Origin of the sequence: Vibrio sp. Scap24, from assembly GCF_013394185.1 — a bacterium.
GTDB classification, from domain to species: domain Bacteria; phylum Pseudomonadota; class Gammaproteobacteria; order Enterobacterales; family Vibrionaceae; genus Vibrio; species Vibrio pomeroyi.
In genome coordinates, this window is record NZ_CP041332.1 from 3,195,010 (window position 1) to 3,213,502 (window position 18,493).

The window sequence follows — 18,493 nt, forward strand, 5'->3', positions numbered from 1 at the left end:
GGGATACGAGATGAGAGATACGAAGAGCGGAATTATCCGCTCTTTATCGCCTCTCACAGCGCATGTCGCCAATTTGCTGTTAAGTCTTTTCGTATCCCGTCACTCGAATCCCTCATCTGCTTTTATTTTCATCTCATCTCGTCACTCGAATCTCGCATCTGCTCTTGTGCCTGCTTCTCTATCGCTTTCACCATACCTTTAAAGATAAACAGGTGAGCTGGCATCATTGCGAACCAATACAGTAACCCTAGAAAGCCTTTCGGGTGCCACCAAGCTGATATGTTCAGTTCACGAGAATCTCCGTTGTCAGAAACAGTGATCTCCAGTCGTCCTAAGCCCGGCCCTTTCATGCCAAACAGTAGCGATAGAAATTGGTTCTCTTCACAGCGGATGACTTTCCATGAATCTATTTTGTCGCCCACTTTTAGTTTTGGTCCTTCCGGCATTTGTCGGACAGGTACACCGCCGCCAAATAGAAGATCTAACCATTCTCTTGTGCGCCATAAAGCGTTAGCGAAGAAATAACCTTGTTTCGGGCTACCTATCTGTTGGGCGACGTGCCAAAGCGACTCTAACGAGGCACTAGACGTGATACTTGCGCCAGTCTTCTTGGGGTAGTAACCGTATCCCGCTTGCCAGCGTTTAAAGGCTGTTTTATCAAAGCCCCAAACGTTACTTTTTACGAAGTTACCTTCGGCATGAATGGCTTGTTCTACCATGCTCTCGAACGACACGAGTTTTTGTGGGTACTTTTCTTGGATAGTGGTCGAGTTGGCAATAAAGTCATGCTTTAAGCCCGCAAGTAACGCTCTACCTATGTTGGAAGGGACAGAGGTCACCACGCCAAGCCAATAAGAAGCGATTTTAGGTGTGAGTAGGGAGGTTGCCCACAGCCTAAGTGGACGATCGGCGGTTTTAGCAATATGCGCGAATTGATTTCGATAAGAGACGATATCTGGCCCACCCACCTCAAAGGTTTGGCTTTCACTTGGGGTATCTTGCGCGAGCTTTAATAAGTAGTGGTTTAGGTTTTTCAATGCGATAGGGTTCGCTTTTGAGTCGACCCATTTCGGCGCAATCATGATTGGTAGGTTGTAAACGAAGTCTCGCATTATCTCAAACGCAGCAGAACCCGGGCCGATAATGACGCCAGCTCGAAGCTCAGTAACGGGAACCGAGCCTTTACGAAGCAGCTCACCCGTTTTCTTTCTGGCTTGAAGATGCTCAGAATCGCCGGTTTGAGGTTGAAGTGAACTCAGATAGATAACATGTTGGTTTTTAGGGCCAAGTGCAGAGACAAAGTTGCGGGCTAGGTTTAACTCGTAATCAATGAAGTCGTGGCCTTCAGCCATGCCGTGGACAAGGAAGAAGATAAGGTCAAAGTTGGGAACCAAAGCTTGTGTTGCCGCTTGGTCAGCCAGATCGAGGTATTCGAGTGACAAGTTTTCATGAGGTTCGGTTCGCGCTTTTAAGTAGTCGATATGCCTTGCTGCTGCGGTTACTTGATAACCTTGCTCTAGCAGAAGAGGAAGTAGCTGTGAACCAACATATCCAGAAGCGCCTAAAACCAGTACTTTCTTCATCGTTACTCCATGTATTGCGTATCAAACCATCCTTTGTTCATACTACGCTAACTTTTCTACAAAACCAATTGAGCCACGAGTAATGAAAAAGCCAATAGAAAGAATCTATTGGCTTAAGTCTATCGTCAGAATTTAATTGCTTCGTTTGATGCTACTTAGCTCTGCTGCTGCGCCTTAGGGCTAAGGTTATTTCCCTTGTATTCGCCGGTCAGAGTTTTTAGGAATGCTTTGATGGCATCCACTTCATCATCACTCATTTCGACACCCACTTGATATTTACCCATATCAAAGATCGCTTGTTCTAGTGTCTCTGCATGGCCGTCGTGGAAGTAGGGCGCAGTAAGTTCAATGTTTCTAAGCGTTGGCACTTTGAACTTGTGCTTGTCGGATTCAATCGCCGTGACGTTGTATCTTCCCAGGTCCTCAGGGGTGATGTCGGTTCCTCTGTCTGAGAAGTAGTCCGCTTTCATACCCATGGTTTCAAAGGTTTCACCGCCCATGGCTTCACCCGTGTGGCATGTATCACAGCTGTATTGTTTGAATAGTTTCAGTCCGTGTTTTTCATGAGCGTCCATTGCGTCGGTATCACCCGTCAGGTATTGGTCGAAACGGCTGTTTGGTGTCACTAAGGTTTTCTCAAATTCGGCTATAGCATGAGTGATGGTGTCGCCAGTGATTTCACCGTCATAAGTCTTATTGAACTTAGCGACTAACTCAGGATCATTGCTCAGCTTATCGATGATCTGTTGCCAACCCTCTGATCCCATTTCGATAGGGTTAAAAGGAGGGCCGCCCGCTTGGTCTTGCAAGTCATTTGCCCTGCCGTCCCAAAATTGCAGTTTGTTATACGCCGAGTTGAAAACTGTTGGAGCATTGATGCCGCCAACTTGACCATGAATGCCAACAGAGCCAACTAAGTTGTCGACACCGCCTGTATCCAGGCCATGGCAAGTGGCACAAGAAACCGTGTCATCACCTGATAGGCGCGTGTCATGGTAGAGCGCTTTGCCCAGCTTTACTCTGTCTTCGTCTACTTCAAACTGAGTGTAGATTGGCTGAAGCGTACCTTCTCTGCGGCTGTCATCTACTGGAGAGTCTTGGTGAATGTCTGCTCTTGTTTGGCGTATCCATTTTAATAAGGTGTGCTTTTCTTCATTTGAAATGCCTGCAGACCAGTGCATGGATTTATAGATCTTAGGTGGCATAGAATCGTCGTAGAGCACTTTTTCGATGCGCGCGAGCGCTACTTCGGATACTGGTTCATTATTCTGAATACCGTTGAAGAGTTGCGTAATTTCAAAGTGCTTCATACCTGTTTGTATGTCGGCATTCATGAGGGTTTTCGCGATTGGCCATTCAGAGTAGAAGGGCATTTCACTTTCGTTGGTGTGGCAGTAAGCACACCCTTTATCACTGAGTACTTTCATTGCTTGGTAGTCTAAAGAGGACTTATCCAAAGATGAAAATTGCGCGAGGCTTTCAGCAGCAATGCGTTGATCGTTTTTATCAACCGTATACACCGTACCTAAATAAGCCAAGATACCGACACCTGCCAAACTCATTATTAATTTTTTATTATTCATTTTAACTCCCTATTGAAACTGGGGTGGAAGTTATTGAATTAAAGGTGATTTATGAAATGACAAAAAGGAATGAATATTAATCGAATAATTAGATGGATTAAAATTTAACACAATAAAACCACTCAAATCATATGGTTAAGCCGATGTGTGAAAATTGATAACAAATTCAATGGAATAAGTATCGGGACTAACTTTGATTTCCGTCAATTTAGGCTGATTGGAGATTGAGTTGAGTTTTTTATGTATGGACGATGTTTAATATCTACTTTTTATGGCTAATTTGAGAATTGATTATATTTACCAAACTTATTCTTACCTAGGCTTGGGAGTCTCACCTTATTGCCATCCAATGAATGAAACGTGAAAAGACGTTATACGGAAATTGCTGTCCTCAGTATGATTTATGTATGGTTGAAATTCGAACATTGATATACTGAAAGAATAATCCTTTTGTCATCAACACGTTCCGTTCAGGTATTCCTATGTTGCTCTCTTCAATTATTCATCACACACGCGGCGATTTTGTTCGCAGGTTGATTGCCATTGCTTTGCCAATCACCTTACAGAGCATCATGTTTTCAAGCCGAGGTTTGGTGGATGTATTGATGTTAGGACAACTTGGGGAAGCCGATATTGCCGCAGTCGGCGTTGCAAGCCGTGCGATGTTTGTGACCACTATTATGCTAGTGGGCGTGACCACGGGCGGAGCGTTGCTTACCGCTCAATATTGGGGCGCGGGTAATAAGCAAGGTGTGAGAGAAAGCACAGCACTAACTTGGTTGGTTTCGACGCTGTTTGCGCTATTGACCATCGTGTTCTTTGTCTCTTTCCCGGCACAAATTATGGGTGTGACTACCGACTCTCAAGAAGTCATCAGTTTGGGCGTTCAATACATCGTTATCACCTCATTTAGCATGTTAGCCGTATCGTGTGTCAGCAGCATGGCTGTTGGCTTAAGAGCGATGCATAAGCCAGGGCTGAGTACCTTTTTCAGTGGTATCGGTATCCTGTCTAATGTGTTCTTAAACTGGGTGCTGATCTTCGGTAACTTAGGGTTTCCTGCTCTTGGCATCAAAGGCGCGGCAATTGCGACAGTTCTGAGTGGCGCAATTGAAGTCGCGACCTTGTTTGGCTACCTCTATTTCTCTAAACATTTATTAGCCTTCAAACTTTGTGATATTAAAGCCGCAGCAACGGTGGAGAAAGTTGTTCGCTTCTTGAAATTGTCTCTGCCGACAACCTTCAACTTCTTGGCTTGGGCGGGGGGCTTATTCGCTTATCACGCCATTATGGGGCAATCAGGTGTGCAAGGTTTAGCAGCGCTTTCGGTAATGACGCCAGTTGAATCTATCTCATTGAGTTTATTGATAGGGATGTCGAATGCAGCCGCGGTTTTGGTGGGCAATCAGCTTGGTGCGAAGAACAATGAAGCGGTCTACTATCAAGCGCTAGGCTTAACGATTTTGTGTTTCTTGACCAGTATTGTGGTCGCGATTTTCCTCTACTTCATACAAACGCCAATATTGAATGCCTTTAGTGCTTTGACAGAAGAAACTAGAGCACTTTCAGAGAAGTTTATTTTGATTCTTAGCGTGGGTATTGTCATCCGCTCTATTCCAATGACGGTGATCGTAGGTGTACTCCGAGCGGGTGGTGACGTTAAGTTCTGTCTATACCAAGATCTGATTGCTCAATGGGTGATCGGTATTCCGTTGGCAGCCATCGCCGCTATTTACTTTAAGTTTCCACCTGAGTGGGTTTACCTACTGTTCCTCACTGAAGAAGTGATTAAGTGGGGTGGGTCGCTCTATCGCATGAAAACAAGAAAATGGATTAAAAACTTGATAGGAAGTTGAAGTCGGGCGCACCAATCGCATCACTTTATCGTTGGTGTGTGATCTATCTTTCAAAATACTTCCTCCTAACAGGGAATTAGTGTAGATTCTCCTTCCAAATTCTAACTAATGCGAGCTGTTTAATGTTAAAGCTGTCAGACCTATGTAAAGGCTATGTCGATGGGGGGGAGTTTCACCCTGTTTTGCAAGGTGCTGAACTGACATTAAACCAAGGTGACCAGCTGGCATTAATGGGGGAAAGCGGTTCAGGTAAAAGTACTTTACTGAATCTTATCGCGGGTTTAGACCTAGCCGATTCAGGTGAAATCGCTTTCCCTCACTTCAACATGCACGACTCTACCGAGCGTGACCGCACCGCTTATCGCAGAAACAACATTGGCCATATCTTTCAGCAGTTCAATTTACTGCCGACATTGAATATTGCTGATAACATTCGTTTTTGCCGCCAATTAAAAGGCTTACCGGAAGACAAGGGGCTCTGGAGACAGATTCTTTCTGCTTTAGATCTTATGCCACTGCTTGGTCGTTACCCTGAAGAAGCGTCTGGTGGACAGCAACAACGTGCAGCGATTGCTCGTGCGTTATATATGGAACCAAAAATCTTATTGGCCGATGAACCAACGGGTAGTCTAGATGAGCGTAATGCCGAAGCGGTAATGCGTTTGCTTACGTCTTTGGCTCGCCAATTAGAATGCACTTTGTTGCTCGTGACACACAGTGAAAAAGTAGCGTTACACATGGATGGCCGGATCCGTCTACAAGGAGGGCAACTGCATGTTATGGCCCGTAGTTAAGGCACTACTCGGTCATTATCGACGTTACCCACTTCAGATTATCTTGGTATGGCTTGGTTTAACCCTCGGCGTATCACTTTTGGTTGGTGTTACTGCCATTAACCAACACGCCAAGCAAAGCTATGCTCATGGCGAAAAACTCTTTTCGAATCCTCTTCCTTACCGTATTCGACCAAAACACAACGCCAATAAAATCCCACAAGGCTTTTATATCCACCTTCGCCGTGAAGGCTTTCAGCAGTGTTCTCCTTTTGATCACCATCGTATCACTGATGAAAACGGTTCAAACTTCATGCTGATTGGTATAGACCCAGTTTCTATGCTTCAACTGCAACCGGGCGTTGCGTTAAAAGATCTTAATACTTTAAATCTTATGAAGCCGCCGTATCCGATTCTTGTGAGCGATGATCTCGCTGAACACATGAAATGGAACAATGGTGATTACATTCCTCTTCTGGATGGCTCTGAGCTTGGCCCGGTAATGGTTGACGAGAACAACATTATCAATGGTACAAGGCTGATTGCGGATATTTCGTTACTGAGAATGCTCAAGCGAAGTGCCGGTTTATCTGTGATTGCTTGCTCAGAGATGTCTACCGAGAAATTTGAACGTCTCAAAAACATGCTGCCAAACGGCTTAACGATTTCGCGCAGCTCTAAAGCCGAACTTGAGTCGCTAACCAGTGCGTTCCACTTAAACCTAAAAGCGATGGGTATGCTGTCGTTTGTGGTTGGCTTGTTCATTTTCTATCAAGCAATGTCGCTTTCTTTTATTCAACGTCAACCGTTAGTCGGAATTTTAAGACAAACGGGTGTGTCTGGTTGGCAGCTGACTAAAGCGCTCTGTTTAGAATTATTGCTACTAGTTTTGCTGAGCTGGATCTGCGGTAATGTGTTTGGTGTGATGCTGGCGAACCAACTTTTACCTGCCGTATCTTCAAGTTTGGGCGATTTATACGATGCCAACGTCGGCTTAACGATTGACTGGAACTGGCGTTGGAGCGGTTACAGCTTACTGATGGCATTGATTGGAGCTTTCTTAGCGTGCGCATGGCCATTGGTTCGTTTACTTAAGTCTCAACCGATTCGTTTGTCTTCTCGTTTGTCTTTGATGCGTTTTGCGGGTACTGAGTTCACTTGGCAAGCGTTGATTGGCTGTGGCTTCTTGGTTGCTGCTGTTGCTGTGTATCAAGCTCCACAAACACAAGAGTCTGGCTTTGCGATTATCGCACTAATGCTGGTGAGTGTAGCTCTGTTTACGCCATTCTTAATGTGGAAACTGTTTAACAGCCTGTCTTATTCATTACGTTGGGTTCGTGCTCGCTGGTTCTTCGCAGACGCAGCTTCAAGCATGAGCTATCGTGGTGTAGCGACTATGGCCTTTATGCTAGCGCTAACGGCGAACATTGGCGTAGAAACCATGGTAGGTAGTTTTAGGGACACTACCGACAAGTGGTTAACGCAGCGCTTGGCAGCTGACCTCTATATTTACCCAACTAACAATGCAGCTGCTCGCATGAGTAGTTGGCTATCAGAACAACCTGAAGTTGATTCTGTTTGGTGGCGCTGGGAGAAAGATGTTGCTTCTCCAGTAGGCAGTATTCAAGTAGTGAGTACTGGGCCTTCTGAAGGTGAACTAGAAGCGCTAACCATCAAACTCGGCATTCCAAATTACTGGTATCACTTACACCACTCTAAAGGTGTGTTGATCAGCGAATCGATGTCTCTCAAGTTGGGTATCCGTCCGGGAGACTACATTGATCTCTATGACAACTTAGGCTCCGGTTGGCAAGTTGTGGGTGTTTATTATGATTATGGCAACCCTTACCATCAAGTGATGATGTCACATCGAAACTGGCTGTATGGCTTTGCAGGACGGGGCAATGTTGGCCTTGGCGTGATACTCAAAGATGATGTCAATTCAATCGGTCTTAGAAGCCGATTGGAAAGCGTGTTCAGGCTCGGCTCTGAACGTATCTTTGACAACAACAATATTCACAGCCAAGCGATGCGGGTGTTTGATAGAACCTTCGCGATAGCAGATACGCTAGGCAATATTACTTTAGTTATTGCGGTGTTCGGCATCTTCTTTGCGACTGTTGCGGGTGAAGTATCGCGGCAAAGGCATATCTCGCTGCAGCGCTGCTTGGGTGTTTCTGCGAAAGAGCTGATTCTGACAGGCAGTTTGCAGCTGTTTGTGTTTGGACTTATTTCCTCGTTAATCGCGATTCCGCTTGGCTTAGCGTTAGCGAGCTTGATCGTTGATATCGTTATCAAGCAGTCTTTTGGGTGGTCACTCGAGTTACAAGTGCTCCCTTGGGACTATTTAGAGACATTTGCTTGGGCAATGGCAGCATTGATGCTAGCTGGTGCTTTACCAGTGATGAGAATGATTCGGAACACGCCGATGAAGTCACTGAGGGATGCCCTTTAATATGTTTCTACGGAATAGCTCAGCCAAGTTAAGGCAACGGATTTTGTCTTCTTTACTGTTAATAAGTTTCTTCGGCATCTTTTTGAGTGTTTGGGGTTACTACTCCTATTTCATTGACCCTGGCGAAAAAGGGGTCAATGAGGTGAACTCTGTTTTGGTAAGCGAACACTTCAACGTGTTCGAACCTGTGTTACCAGACCGTAACGTTTCGCTACCACAAGATTTCAAGTTTCATCCCGAGTTTCAGCACGAATGGTGGCACTACTTCGCGTCTTTGAAAGGGGATGATGGCAAAGACTATTCGGTTCAGTGGAGCTTTTTCCGTATCGCGACAGACGAACGTGAAACGCCCGGATGGCAGAGTCCACAAGTCTATATCTCAAACGTGGTGGTCTCTTCCAAATCTAAAGTATGGAAAGAGCAGCGCATGGCTCGTGGTGGCATTGGCCAAGCGGGAATGACCAGTCGTCCGTTTAGAATTTGGATTGATAATTGGAATTGGCGTTCGCTGGGTAACACGCCGTTTCCTGGTCGCTTGCAAGTACAAACGGATACGTTCGGTCTCCAATTAGATACAGTGGCGAAAGGGCCATATGTACTTAATGGAGAGAACGGCTATCAGAAAAAACACGATTTACTACCTGTTGCGTCTTATAACTTCAGTGCGCCGTTCTTATCACTGAGTGGTGTGTTGAATCTCGACGGTGTCGCCAAGGAAGTTGAAGGCACAGCCTGGGTACATAAAGAGTGGGGCAGTGGTTTATTAGGAGTGGGTCAACAAGGTTGGGATTGGTTTGTATTCAATCTCGATGATGGTACAGCGCTGAGCATTAATCGCTATCGTCATAACCAACAGTTGCCTTATGTGTTCGGCACTTTAGCGACTCGTTCCGGTAAGGTATACCAGCTGACCGAAGCTGATGTTTCGATTCAGCCTTTGCAAAACACAACCTTGATGAATGGTCGACGAATGCCACTTCAGTGGATCATTAACGTGCCCAAGCATGATATCAACCTGACTACGCGTATTATACGTAGGGATATGTGGCTTCCATTTGTCATACCATATTGGGAAGGGCCGATTAAGGCGAGCGGGAGCCATGAAGCGACCGGCTTTATGCAGTTAACCGGCTACTAAAAAACACCTAAGGCTATCATTTGATAGCCTTTTTTTGTGCTATTCACTTTACTCTGCATGTAATGAATTCTGCATACAGGTTCGCTGATCTCATCTATACTTAATTTATGGTGCATAACAACTTTATGGAATATACGACGTATTGTTTAGTATTTGTAGGAAAAACCGAAGTTAAACATCCAAAGAAGTGATTATCTATCGATAAAGCTTGGATATAAACTCGTGGTTATTCTTTGTTATTCGTTTATTTAAATAATAAATATAAGGGCGAAATCATGACCGACGTCATCCGTGACTTCTTTAAAATGGAATCTGCTGGCGGCATCATCCTAGTAATCGCTGCGGCGATCGCAATGTTTGTAGCAAACTCACCACTGAACGAAATGTACCAAGGTGTACTTCATAGTTACGTTCTTGGTATGTCTGTGTCTCACTGGATTAACGATGGCTTAATGGCTGTCTTCTTCCTTCTAATCGGCTTAGAAGTTAAGCGTGAGCTTTTAGAAGGCGCATTAAAGTCTAAAGAGACTGCAATCTTCCCAGCTATCGCAGCTGTGGGTGGTATGCTAGCTCCTGCACTAATTTACGTGCTATTTAACTCAAGTAACCCTGAAGCGCTTCAAGGTTGGGCTATCCCGGCAGCAACAGATATCGCATTCGCATTGGGTATCATGGCACTTCTAGGCAACCGTGTACCAGTAAGCTTGAAAGTGTTCCTACTGGCTCTAGCAATTATCGATGACCTAGGTGTTGTTGTTATCATTGCATTGTTCTACTCAGGTGACCTATCTACGCTTGCACTAACGGTTGGCTTTATCGCGACTGGTGTATTGTTCATGCTAAACAACAAGCATGTTACCAAGCTAAGTGTTTACCTCATTGTTGGTGCCATTCTGTGGTTCGCAGTATTGAAGTCTGGTGTTCACGCAACGCTAGCAGGTGTAGTAATTGGTTTTGCTATCCCACTGAAAGGTAATAAAGGGGAACATTCTCCGCTGAAACACCTAGAACATGCTCTGCACCCATACGTCGCTTTTGCAATCTTGCCTATCTTTGCATTTGCAAACGCTGGTATCTCGCTAGAAGGTATCTCAATTTCAAACCTAACAGGCATGCTACCGCTTGGTATTGCAATGGGTCTATTGGTTGGTAAGCCACTGGGTATCTTCCTATTCAGCTGGGGTGCTGTGAAAACAGGTGTAGCTAAACTTCCTGAAGGTGTGAACTTCATGAACATCTTCGCAGTGTCTGTGCTGTGTGGTATTGGCTTTACAATGTCTATCTTCATCTCTTCATTGGCATTTGGTCCAACGAACGCAGATTTTGATACGCTTGCTCGACTAGGTATCCTGATGGGATCAACGACAGCAGCAATCCTGGGTTACTTCCTGCTAAGTATTTCTTTACCGAAAACTAAGCACCAAGAAGTAAAACTATAATCGGTAGTAGGCTCGCTAAATTAAATAGGGAGCCTACTGACTGAGTAACAAGCTAGTTCCCGAGTAGCAAGAAACGTCACAGAGTCATCCCCTCGATTCATGTGACGACAAAGAACAAAAAAGCCGTGATGGGCAACCCTATCACGGCTTTATTGATCTTACGGTTTGCTAGTTAGCAACCTAGTAGGTCATTTTCAATACCAACCTCATCAGCATGGTGACGATGTCACGCTACTTTTTAAGCGTGGTAAATATGGTCCACTCTTCGACGATTTGTTCGCTCAGTCCGACAACCGTTGCTGTTACTCGACGGTTTAAAGCATGAGAAGTCGCATCATCGCCCTCGCTCTCTAATCGTTCTTCACCGTAACCGACAACTCTTACTCGACTTGGGTCGATACCATTCGATAATAGTTCATCTTCGACGTGGTGAGCGCGTTTCTTGGATAGCTCCAAGTTGTATTCACTCGCACCGACTTTACTGGCATAGCCCTGAATCTCAATCGACGCGCTTTGGTAGGTTTCTAAAAACTCAGCCATAGTGGTGATTTGATCAGAGAAGATCGGGTTAACTTCAAACGAGTCATTGGCAAATAGGATGTTCAACTGTCTGACTTCTTGCGAGCTAACCGTCTCGCCACAACCTTCATTATCAACCAGAGACGATTCAGGTGTGCCAGGACAGGTGTCTCGCGCATTGACCACGCCATCGTTATCATCGTCTTGCAGATCTGAAATCTGCGACGCTTCAGGTGTCTCAATATATTCCTCTTCCTGTTGGCTAGAGCAGGCTAGCAAGGTCATTGTTAACGCAGGAAGTAGTAAGTAAGTTATCTTCATGATTAATACTCCACGGCCGTTGTCCACTCGTCAGGGATGTCGACTAGCAGAGCATTCAATAGAGAACCTGTCGCGTTCATTACACGGTATTTCGCGTACTGTTCAGCGTAATGCGCATCTAAGTAATCTTTACGGGCTTCAAACAGTTCGTTTTCGGTGTTGAGCAAATCTAGAAGCGTACGTTTACCGATTCGATATTGTTTTTCATAAGCGATAACGGTTTCTGATGCAGAATCTACGTGATCAGATAAAAAGTTCTTTTGTTGTAACGTAAGATCCAATGCACTCCAAGAGAGGCGTAGTCCTTCTTCAACTTGTCTATAAGCACGATCTCTCAGATCCTTTGCTTTATTGAGTTGATAAGCCGCAGCTTCTGAGTTTGCACTGTCAGTGCCACCGTTGTAGAGGTTGTATCTCATTCGTAGCATTGCCAGTGTTTCTTGGCTCGAACCTTCATCGCCACCCGCATCATCACGCCATGACTGAGAGGCTTCAATAGAGAAGGTCGGGTAATTAACACCTTTTGATTGTTTGTATTGGAAGTGCGCGGAATCAACATCTGCAGTAGCAATCTTGATGACAGGGTGTTGGTCTAGTGCATCAACAAGGGCATCAGATAATGATAGGGGAATCATAGAAATATCGGCTCTTGGGTAAACTAAACCTAGTGGTTCTTGACCTACTATTCGTCTAAATTGGGTATGGGTATCGATTAAATTGTTCTGTGCGGCTAATAAGTTGCCGTGCGCTTTTGCAATCCTAGCTTCTACTTGAGACACATCTGCGGTTGAGCCTATTCCTGAGACAGCACGCTTTTTGATGTCTTTATAGATTTTCTTGTGGATAGCAAGGTTACTTTCCGAAAGGGCTAAAACTTCAGTTGCTTTGACTGCGTCTAAGTAGATCTGTGTGACCTCTAGCGCTTTATCTTCAGCATCCGCTAACAGTTGTAAGCGAACCGATTCTGCTTCTGCGGCAGTACGATCAATGTCGTTGAGAGTCGACGAACCATCCCACAGCAACTGAGTGAGGGATATCGTTGCTTCCTTTCGTGTTAAGTCTGTATCTGGGCCATTGTTTGGTGCAGGGTTAATACCTTCGTAGCCAATACCGGCATCAAGGTCAATGCTTGGTCTATACGCACCGCCTGCGGCGTCATTACGGCTTCGGACACTCACAAACTCATTGAAGATACTTTTGATTTCAGGGTTTGTTGCCAAGGTAATGGCGACGGCCTGTTCCAAAGTTTGAGCAGAGAGTGGAGTTGCAACAACTAAGCAACACATGATGGATAATTTAAACAGTCTCAAAGTAGGTCTCCTTCTACTTTTAATGTCCCGCCTTTCCCTAACTTGCGTTTAACTTCCTAATTGAGAAAGGCTATTAAACGAAGCTTAGGACATATGGACAAAAATGCTAAGTTTGTGGGCTTTATTTCGAAGGTAAGTCGCTATTGCTATTGATTAATTTGCTAATAATCGAGGTCGGCAACTTTTGCGTGGGTGATTTACGAACTGGATTAAGGCCATTATTAAGCAAGTGTTCGAATAAGTGAGGATAGGACGTGAGCTTGTTTGAAATGTCGATATCAACACTAAGAATGTGCCAAAGGTTTCAGCTCTATTTGGAGACAACATGTGAGATGCAACTTAGTGATACTCTGAATGGTATAGAGACTAGTTAACTCTAGGTAGAGTAAGAGGGAGCACTTCTTCTATAGGCTTTGAGCCTTATCATTGTTAGGCAATTTGACAACTCTAGCGTCGTGCTATTTATAAACTACCTTTAGCCTTAGCGTGTACCTGTGAGTATATCGAGATGCGTTCTTAGTGAATGATTAATATTGGATATAATCGTACTTGAGCATAAAAAAACGAAAAAAAAGCCCAAACCAAAGCGGTTTGGGCGGATACAAGTATAGGAGTTAATAAGGAAAATGCAGTAATTAAGAAAGCAGGGAGAAAAACAAGTTTGACGGCCTGTTAAACTTCTAAATACTCTGTTTTCTACATAATTTATGACCCTCCTTTTCAATTTCAGTTCCCAGAAAATTCATTAATTTTTCCTTTTTTTGCAAACACACGTCGATTCAATCGGTTAGTGCAGACTTTTATTAACTGGTACGACCAATTTGTGAAAATGTGATGTTGCTTGCTTGTTAAATAAATGTACTAAGCGTATATTTCAAACAGTTGTTTAATACGAGTGATTGAAATGGCACCAAGAAGTACAACCAAAGACAAAATCTTAGATGTGGCTGAAGGCTTATTTGCTGAGCACGGTTTTAATGACACCTCTTTACGCACTATTACGGGTAAAGCCAATGTCAATCTTGCTTCAGTGAACTACCACTTTGGCGATAAGAAGACTCTGGTTCGTGCCGTATTAAATCGATACTTAGAAGCATTTATGCCTGCACTGCAAGACGCTTTAGTGAACTTAAACTTGAACGAAACGTATTCTATGAGTGACGTGTTTGAGTCTTTAAGACAGCCACTAAGAGCACTTAACGATGTAAGGCCAAATGGTACGAGCCGATTTATGTTACTCATCGGTCGAGGTTATACGGATGTGCAAGGTCACTTGCGTTGGTTCATTACAACTCGCTACAGCGAAGTACTGACTCTGTTTACCAGTTCAGTAATGAAAGCCAACCCTAACCTCACTCAAGAACAGTTATTTTGGCGATTGCACTTTACCCTAGGGACTTGTGTTTTCACCATGGCTTCCAGTCAAGCTCTCGTTGAAATTGCAGAGAATGATTACGGCAAGCGAATAGATGCCAAAGCAGTGGTTGATATTCTTATTCCATACTTGGCCGCTGGCATGTCAGCAGAAGAATAAAACAATAAAAAGCGAAACATTCACAACCAAAATAGTGAACAAAAGGATCTGAACTATGAGCTCTCTAAGACAAAAATGGGTAAGTGACCCAGCTTTTAAACTCTTTAAAAAAGTACTGCCACCACTATCTAGCACTGAGAAAGAAGCGATGGAAGCAGGTAGTGTTTGGTGGGACGGAGAGCTGTTTTCTGGTAAACCAGATTTCACTAAGCTGCACCAATATCCAAAACCTCAGCTGACAGCAGAAGAGCAATCGTTCATGGATAATGAGCTTGAAACTCTGCTCGCTATGCTTGATGACCACCAAATCGTAAAAGAAGACCGAGACCTTCCTGAAGAGGTTTGGAACTTCTTACGTAAGGAACGTTTCTTCTCGCTCATTATTGCGAAAGAGTACGGTGGTCGTGAATTTTCAGCTCACGCAAACTCGACTATCGTAACTAAGATTGCGACTCGCAGTATCAGTACTGCGGTTTCGGTCATGGTTCCAAACTCTCTTGGCCCTGGTGAGCTACTGTCTCACTACGGTACTCAAGACCAAAAAGACTACTGGCTGCCGCGTCTTGCTGACGGTACAGATATCCCATGTTTCGCGTTAACAGGCCCTGAAGCGGGTTCTGATGCGGGTGGTATCCCCGATGTCGGCACTGTGTGTATGGGCATGCACGAAGGCAAAGAGACACTAGGCATCAAGCTTAACTGGAACAAGCGTTACATTACGCTAGCACCAGTGGCAACGGTACTTGGTTTGGCTTTCAAACTGCACGATCCAGAGAAGTTGCTTGGTGACAAAGAAGACATCGGTATCACTTGTGCGCTAATCCCTGCTGACCACGAAGGTGTTGTGATTGGTGAGCGTCATGATCCACTTGGCCTTGCGTTTATGAATGGTCCGACACGCGGTCATGATGTATTCATCCCTATGGAATGGCTAATTGGCGGTGCAGATTACGCAGGTAAAGGCTGGCGTATGCTGGTGGAGTGCCTATCTGCAGGTCGTGGTATTTCACTACCAGCACTAGGTACAGCAATGGGCCACCTAACTGCGAGAACAACTGGCGCATACGCTTATGTTCGTAAGCAGTTCGGTATGTCGATTGGTAAGTTCGAAGGTGTTGCTGAGAGCCTAGGTCGTATTGGTGGCTTAACGTATCTACTAGAAGCAACTCGTACGCTGACAACTACTTCACTCGATATGAAAGAGAAGCCGGGTATCGTAACGGCTATCGCGAAGTACCACATGACAGAGATGGCGCGTACGATTCTGAACGATTCAATGGATATCCACTCAGGTCGAGCAATTCAAGATGGCCCGATGAACTACTTGGCTGCCCCTTACCTAGGTATTCCCGTTGCTATCACAGTAGAAGGTGCGAACATTCTGACTCGTAACCTGATGATCTTTGGTCAAGGTGCGACACGTTGTCACCCATACGTGCTAAGCGAAATGGAAGCCGCGGCAAACCCAGATGAGAAGCAAGGTGCGAAGGACTTCGATAATTTGTTGTTCAAGCATATTGGTCACGCGACTAAGAACACGTTTGGCGCGTTCGGTGCGGCATTAACAGGCTCTAAATTCATTAAAGCGGATATGAGCGGCCCAACGAAGCCTTACTACCAAGACTTGACTCGCTTGAGTCGTGCGCTTGCGGTAAGTGCGGATTTCGCAATGTTGACACTAGGTGGCGAACTGAAACGTAAAGAGCTTATCTCTGCACGTCTAGGTGATGGTCTAAGTTACCTATACATGGCATCTGCAGCGCTTAAGAAGTATGAAGACGAAGGTCGTCAACAAGCTGACCTAGACTACGTACATTACGCGGTTCAACACTGTTTCCATAACGCGGCGAAATCGCTACAAGAAGCGTACAGAAACTTCCCGAACAAGATGGTTGGGAAAGTACTTAAAGGTCTCGTTTTCCCGGTAGGTAACCACTTTGAAAAACCAAGTGATAACCTAACAGTACAACTAGCAGAAAGCTTGATGACTCCGGGAGCACACCGTGAACGCCTGACTCACCTTTGCTACATCGGTCAGGAAGAAGACGATAGCGTTGGCTTGATGGAGAATGCGTTCAATGCGATGTACAGCATCAAACCACTTGAGCGTAAGATTTTCAAAGCAGTGAAAGAGGGCAAAGTAGCTCGCAAAGGCTTACTACAAGACAAACTTGCTCAAGCACTGGCGGCAGATGTTCTTACTCAAGATGAAGTTGACCAAATCATTGCAGCAGACAAACTACGCTACGCAGCGATTCAAGTTGACCACTTCAGTCATGACTATAGTGAAACTTTGACGCGAAAAGAGTTAAAACCTAAGCTAAATAGCGTTGCTTAGATAAAGAAATGACAAAAGGCACCTAATAAGGTGCCTTTTTTTGTTTTTGTCGTAGAAGTCGCAATAGACGCGTTAACAAATGGTGACTTAGTCAGCAAATATTCGCTGAGTGCTCCAACCACTTGCATTTTCACCACATTTTTACAGAAATTAGATGCCATTTGCGTACGAAACTTTTATCCTTAACCTGATTTTTTAAGGAAGTTGAATATGATCATCAAACCTCGAATTCGCGGATTCATCTGTACTACAACACATCCAGTCGGTTGTGAAGCTAATGTAAAAGAACAAATTGCTTACACAAAAGCTCAAGGCCCAATCGCAAACGCACCTAAACGTGTACTAGTTGTTGGCTCTTCAAGTGGCTACGGCTTGTCTTCACGTATTGCGGCTGCATTTGGTGGCGGCGCTTCAACTATCGGTGTTTTCTTCGAGAAAGCCGGTACTGAGAAAAAGCCGGGCACAGCTGGTTTCTACAACTCAGCAGCGTTCGACAAGCTAGCTAAAGAAGAAGGCCTGTATTCAAAAAGCCTGAACGGCGATGCTTTCTCTAACGAAGCGAAACAGAAAACAATTGATCTGATCAAAGAAGATCTAGGTCAAATCGATATGGTTGTGTACTCACTGGCGTCTCCAGTGCGTAAAATGCCAGAGACAGGCGAAGTGATTCGTTCAGCTCTAAAACCTATCGGCGAAACGTACACATCAACAGCGGTTGATACCAACAAAGACACTATCATCGAAGCTAGTGTTGAGCCTGCATCTGAAGAAGAAATCAAAGACACTGTTACAGTAATGGGCGGTGAAGATTGGGAACTTTGGATCAACGCTCTTTCTGAAGCGGGTGTTCTAGCTGACGGTTGTAAAACTGTTGCTTACAGCTACATCGGTACTGAACTAACGTGGCCAATCTACTGGGATGGTGCGCTAGGTAAAGCTAAGATGGATCTAGACCGTGCAGCATCAGCGCTGAACGAGAAACTAGGCCAAACTGGCGGTACTGCAAACGTTGCTGTTCTTAAGTCTGTTGTGACTCAAGCAAGCTCTGCAATCCCTGTTATGCCTCTTTACATCGCTATGGTGTTCAAGAAGATGCGTGAAGAAGGTATTCACGAAGGTTGTATGGAACAGATCTTCCGTATGTTCAGCCAACGTCTATACAAAGAAGACGGCAGCGCGCCAGAAGTAGATGAAGTGAACCGTCTACGTCTAGATGATCTTGAGCTTCGTGAAGACATCCAAGACCACTGTCGTAACCTATGGCCTCAAATCACAACTGAAAACCTGAAAGAACTGACTGACTACGTAGAGTACAAAGAAGAGTTCTTGAAGCTATTCGGTTTCGGTGTTGAAGGTGTTGATTACGAAGCTGACGTTAACCCAGCTGTTGAATTTGATGTTGCTGACATCTAATTCAAGTTATCGAATCTAAACGAAATAGGCGCTCATTGAGCGCCTATTTTTTACCTGCTATTTGACTAAAGAGATTAAGAGCAGATAAGGGATACGAGTGGCGAGATGCGAAGAGAGTTAAGAGCAAGAGTGGGGAAGGAGGCTGAACCGCTTAAAACAGGCTATAAAAAATGCACTAACTCAAAGTGAATTAGTGCATTCGAAATATCTAAGTTTGGCTGCATTTAATGC

General features: G+C 44.7%; 12 protein-coding genes. 8 read left to right on the forward strand and 4 right to left on the reverse strand.

The genetic code is table 11. From position 1 onward, the window contains the following. Positions 1 to 128 precede the first annotated feature (128 nt). On the reverse strand, positions 129 to 1,583 hold the full coding sequence (locus FLM53_RS14295; RefSeq protein ID WP_176681534.1) for a DUF2867 domain-containing protein: 1,455 nt from the start codon (positions 1,581 to 1,583) through the stop codon (positions 129 to 131). Positions 1,584 to 1,738: 155 nt separating this feature from the next. Next, positions 1,739 to 3,166 (reverse strand): cytochrome-c peroxidase, encoded by a 1,428-nt coding sequence (locus FLM53_RS14300; protein ID WP_176681533.1) that lies wholly within the window; start codon positions 3,164 to 3,166, stop codon positions 1,739 to 1,741. A 482-nt stretch (positions 3,167 to 3,648) separates the two neighbouring features. Here FLM53_RS14300 and FLM53_RS14305 point away from each other — a divergent pair, with 482 nt between their 5' ends. From FLM53_RS14305 to nhaA, 5 genes are all read left to right on the forward strand, one after another. Beyond that, complete coding sequence (locus FLM53_RS14305; protein WP_176681532.1) at positions 3,649 to 5,022, forward strand: MATE family efflux transporter; 1,374 nt, start codon at positions 3,649 to 3,651, stop codon at positions 5,020 to 5,022. 122 nt (positions 5,023 to 5,144) lie between these two features. Continuing rightward, the gene (locus tag FLM53_RS14310) at positions 5,145 to 5,816 is read left to right on the forward strand and encodes an ABC transporter ATP-binding protein (protein WP_017060385.1); all 672 of its coding nucleotides are present in this window, start codon (positions 5,145 to 5,147) and stop codon (positions 5,814 to 5,816) included. Continuing rightward, positions 5,797 to 8,250: an ABC transporter permease gene (locus tag FLM53_RS14315; RefSeq protein WP_176681531.1), complete on the forward strand. Its 2,454-nt coding sequence runs from the start codon at positions 5,797 to 5,799 to the stop codon at positions 8,248 to 8,250. Before FLM53_RS14310 ends, FLM53_RS14315 begins: the two co-directional genes overlap by 20 nt. Next, positions 8,240 to 9,388, forward strand: a complete 1,149-nt coding sequence (locus FLM53_RS14320) for a lipocalin-like domain-containing protein (protein ID WP_176681530.1) — start codon at positions 8,240 to 8,242, stop codon at positions 9,386 to 9,388. Before FLM53_RS14315 ends, FLM53_RS14320 begins: the two co-directional genes overlap by 11 nt. A gap of 275 nt (positions 9,389 to 9,663) precedes the next feature. Beyond that, positions 9,664 to 10,827, forward strand: coding sequence for a Na+/H+ antiporter NhaA (gene nhaA, locus FLM53_RS14325; protein WP_048664785.1), 1,164 nt, complete (start codon positions 9,664 to 9,666; stop codon positions 10,825 to 10,827). 231 nt (positions 10,828 to 11,058) lie between these two features. Here nhaA and FLM53_RS14330 read toward each other — a convergent pair whose 3' ends face one another. Beyond that, the gene (locus FLM53_RS14330) at positions 11,059 to 11,670 is read right to left on the reverse strand and encodes an OmpA family protein (RefSeq protein WP_026084313.1); all 612 of its coding nucleotides are present in this window, start codon (positions 11,668 to 11,670) and stop codon (positions 11,059 to 11,061) included. Continuing rightward, entirely contained in the window at positions 11,670 to 12,977 is a 1,308-nt protein-coding gene (locus tag FLM53_RS14335) for a TolC family outer membrane protein (protein ID WP_176681529.1), read from the reverse strand. Before FLM53_RS14335 ends, FLM53_RS14330 begins: the two co-directional genes overlap by 1 nt. Positions 12,978 to 13,881: 904 nt before the next feature. Between FLM53_RS14335 and FLM53_RS14340 the strand changes: the two genes are divergently transcribed. From FLM53_RS14340 to fabV, 3 genes are all read left to right on the forward strand, one after another. Then, positions 13,882 to 14,511: a TetR/AcrR family transcriptional regulator gene (locus tag FLM53_RS14340; RefSeq protein ID WP_017631427.1), complete on the forward strand. Its 630-nt coding sequence runs from the start codon at positions 13,882 to 13,884 to the stop codon at positions 14,509 to 14,511. Between the two features lie 55 nt (positions 14,512 to 14,566). Next, the gene (locus tag FLM53_RS14345; protein WP_176681528.1) at positions 14,567 to 16,849 is read left to right on the forward strand and encodes an acyl-CoA dehydrogenase; all 2,283 of its coding nucleotides are present in this window, start codon (positions 14,567 to 14,569) and stop codon (positions 16,847 to 16,849) included. Positions 16,850 to 17,059: 210 nt separating this feature from the next. Then, a complete protein-coding gene (fabV, locus tag FLM53_RS14350) occupies positions 17,060 to 18,262 on the forward strand; it encodes an enoyl-ACP reductase FabV (RefSeq protein ID WP_048664789.1) in 1,203 nt (400 codons plus the stop codon). Positions 18,263 to 18,493 lie beyond the last annotated feature (231 nt).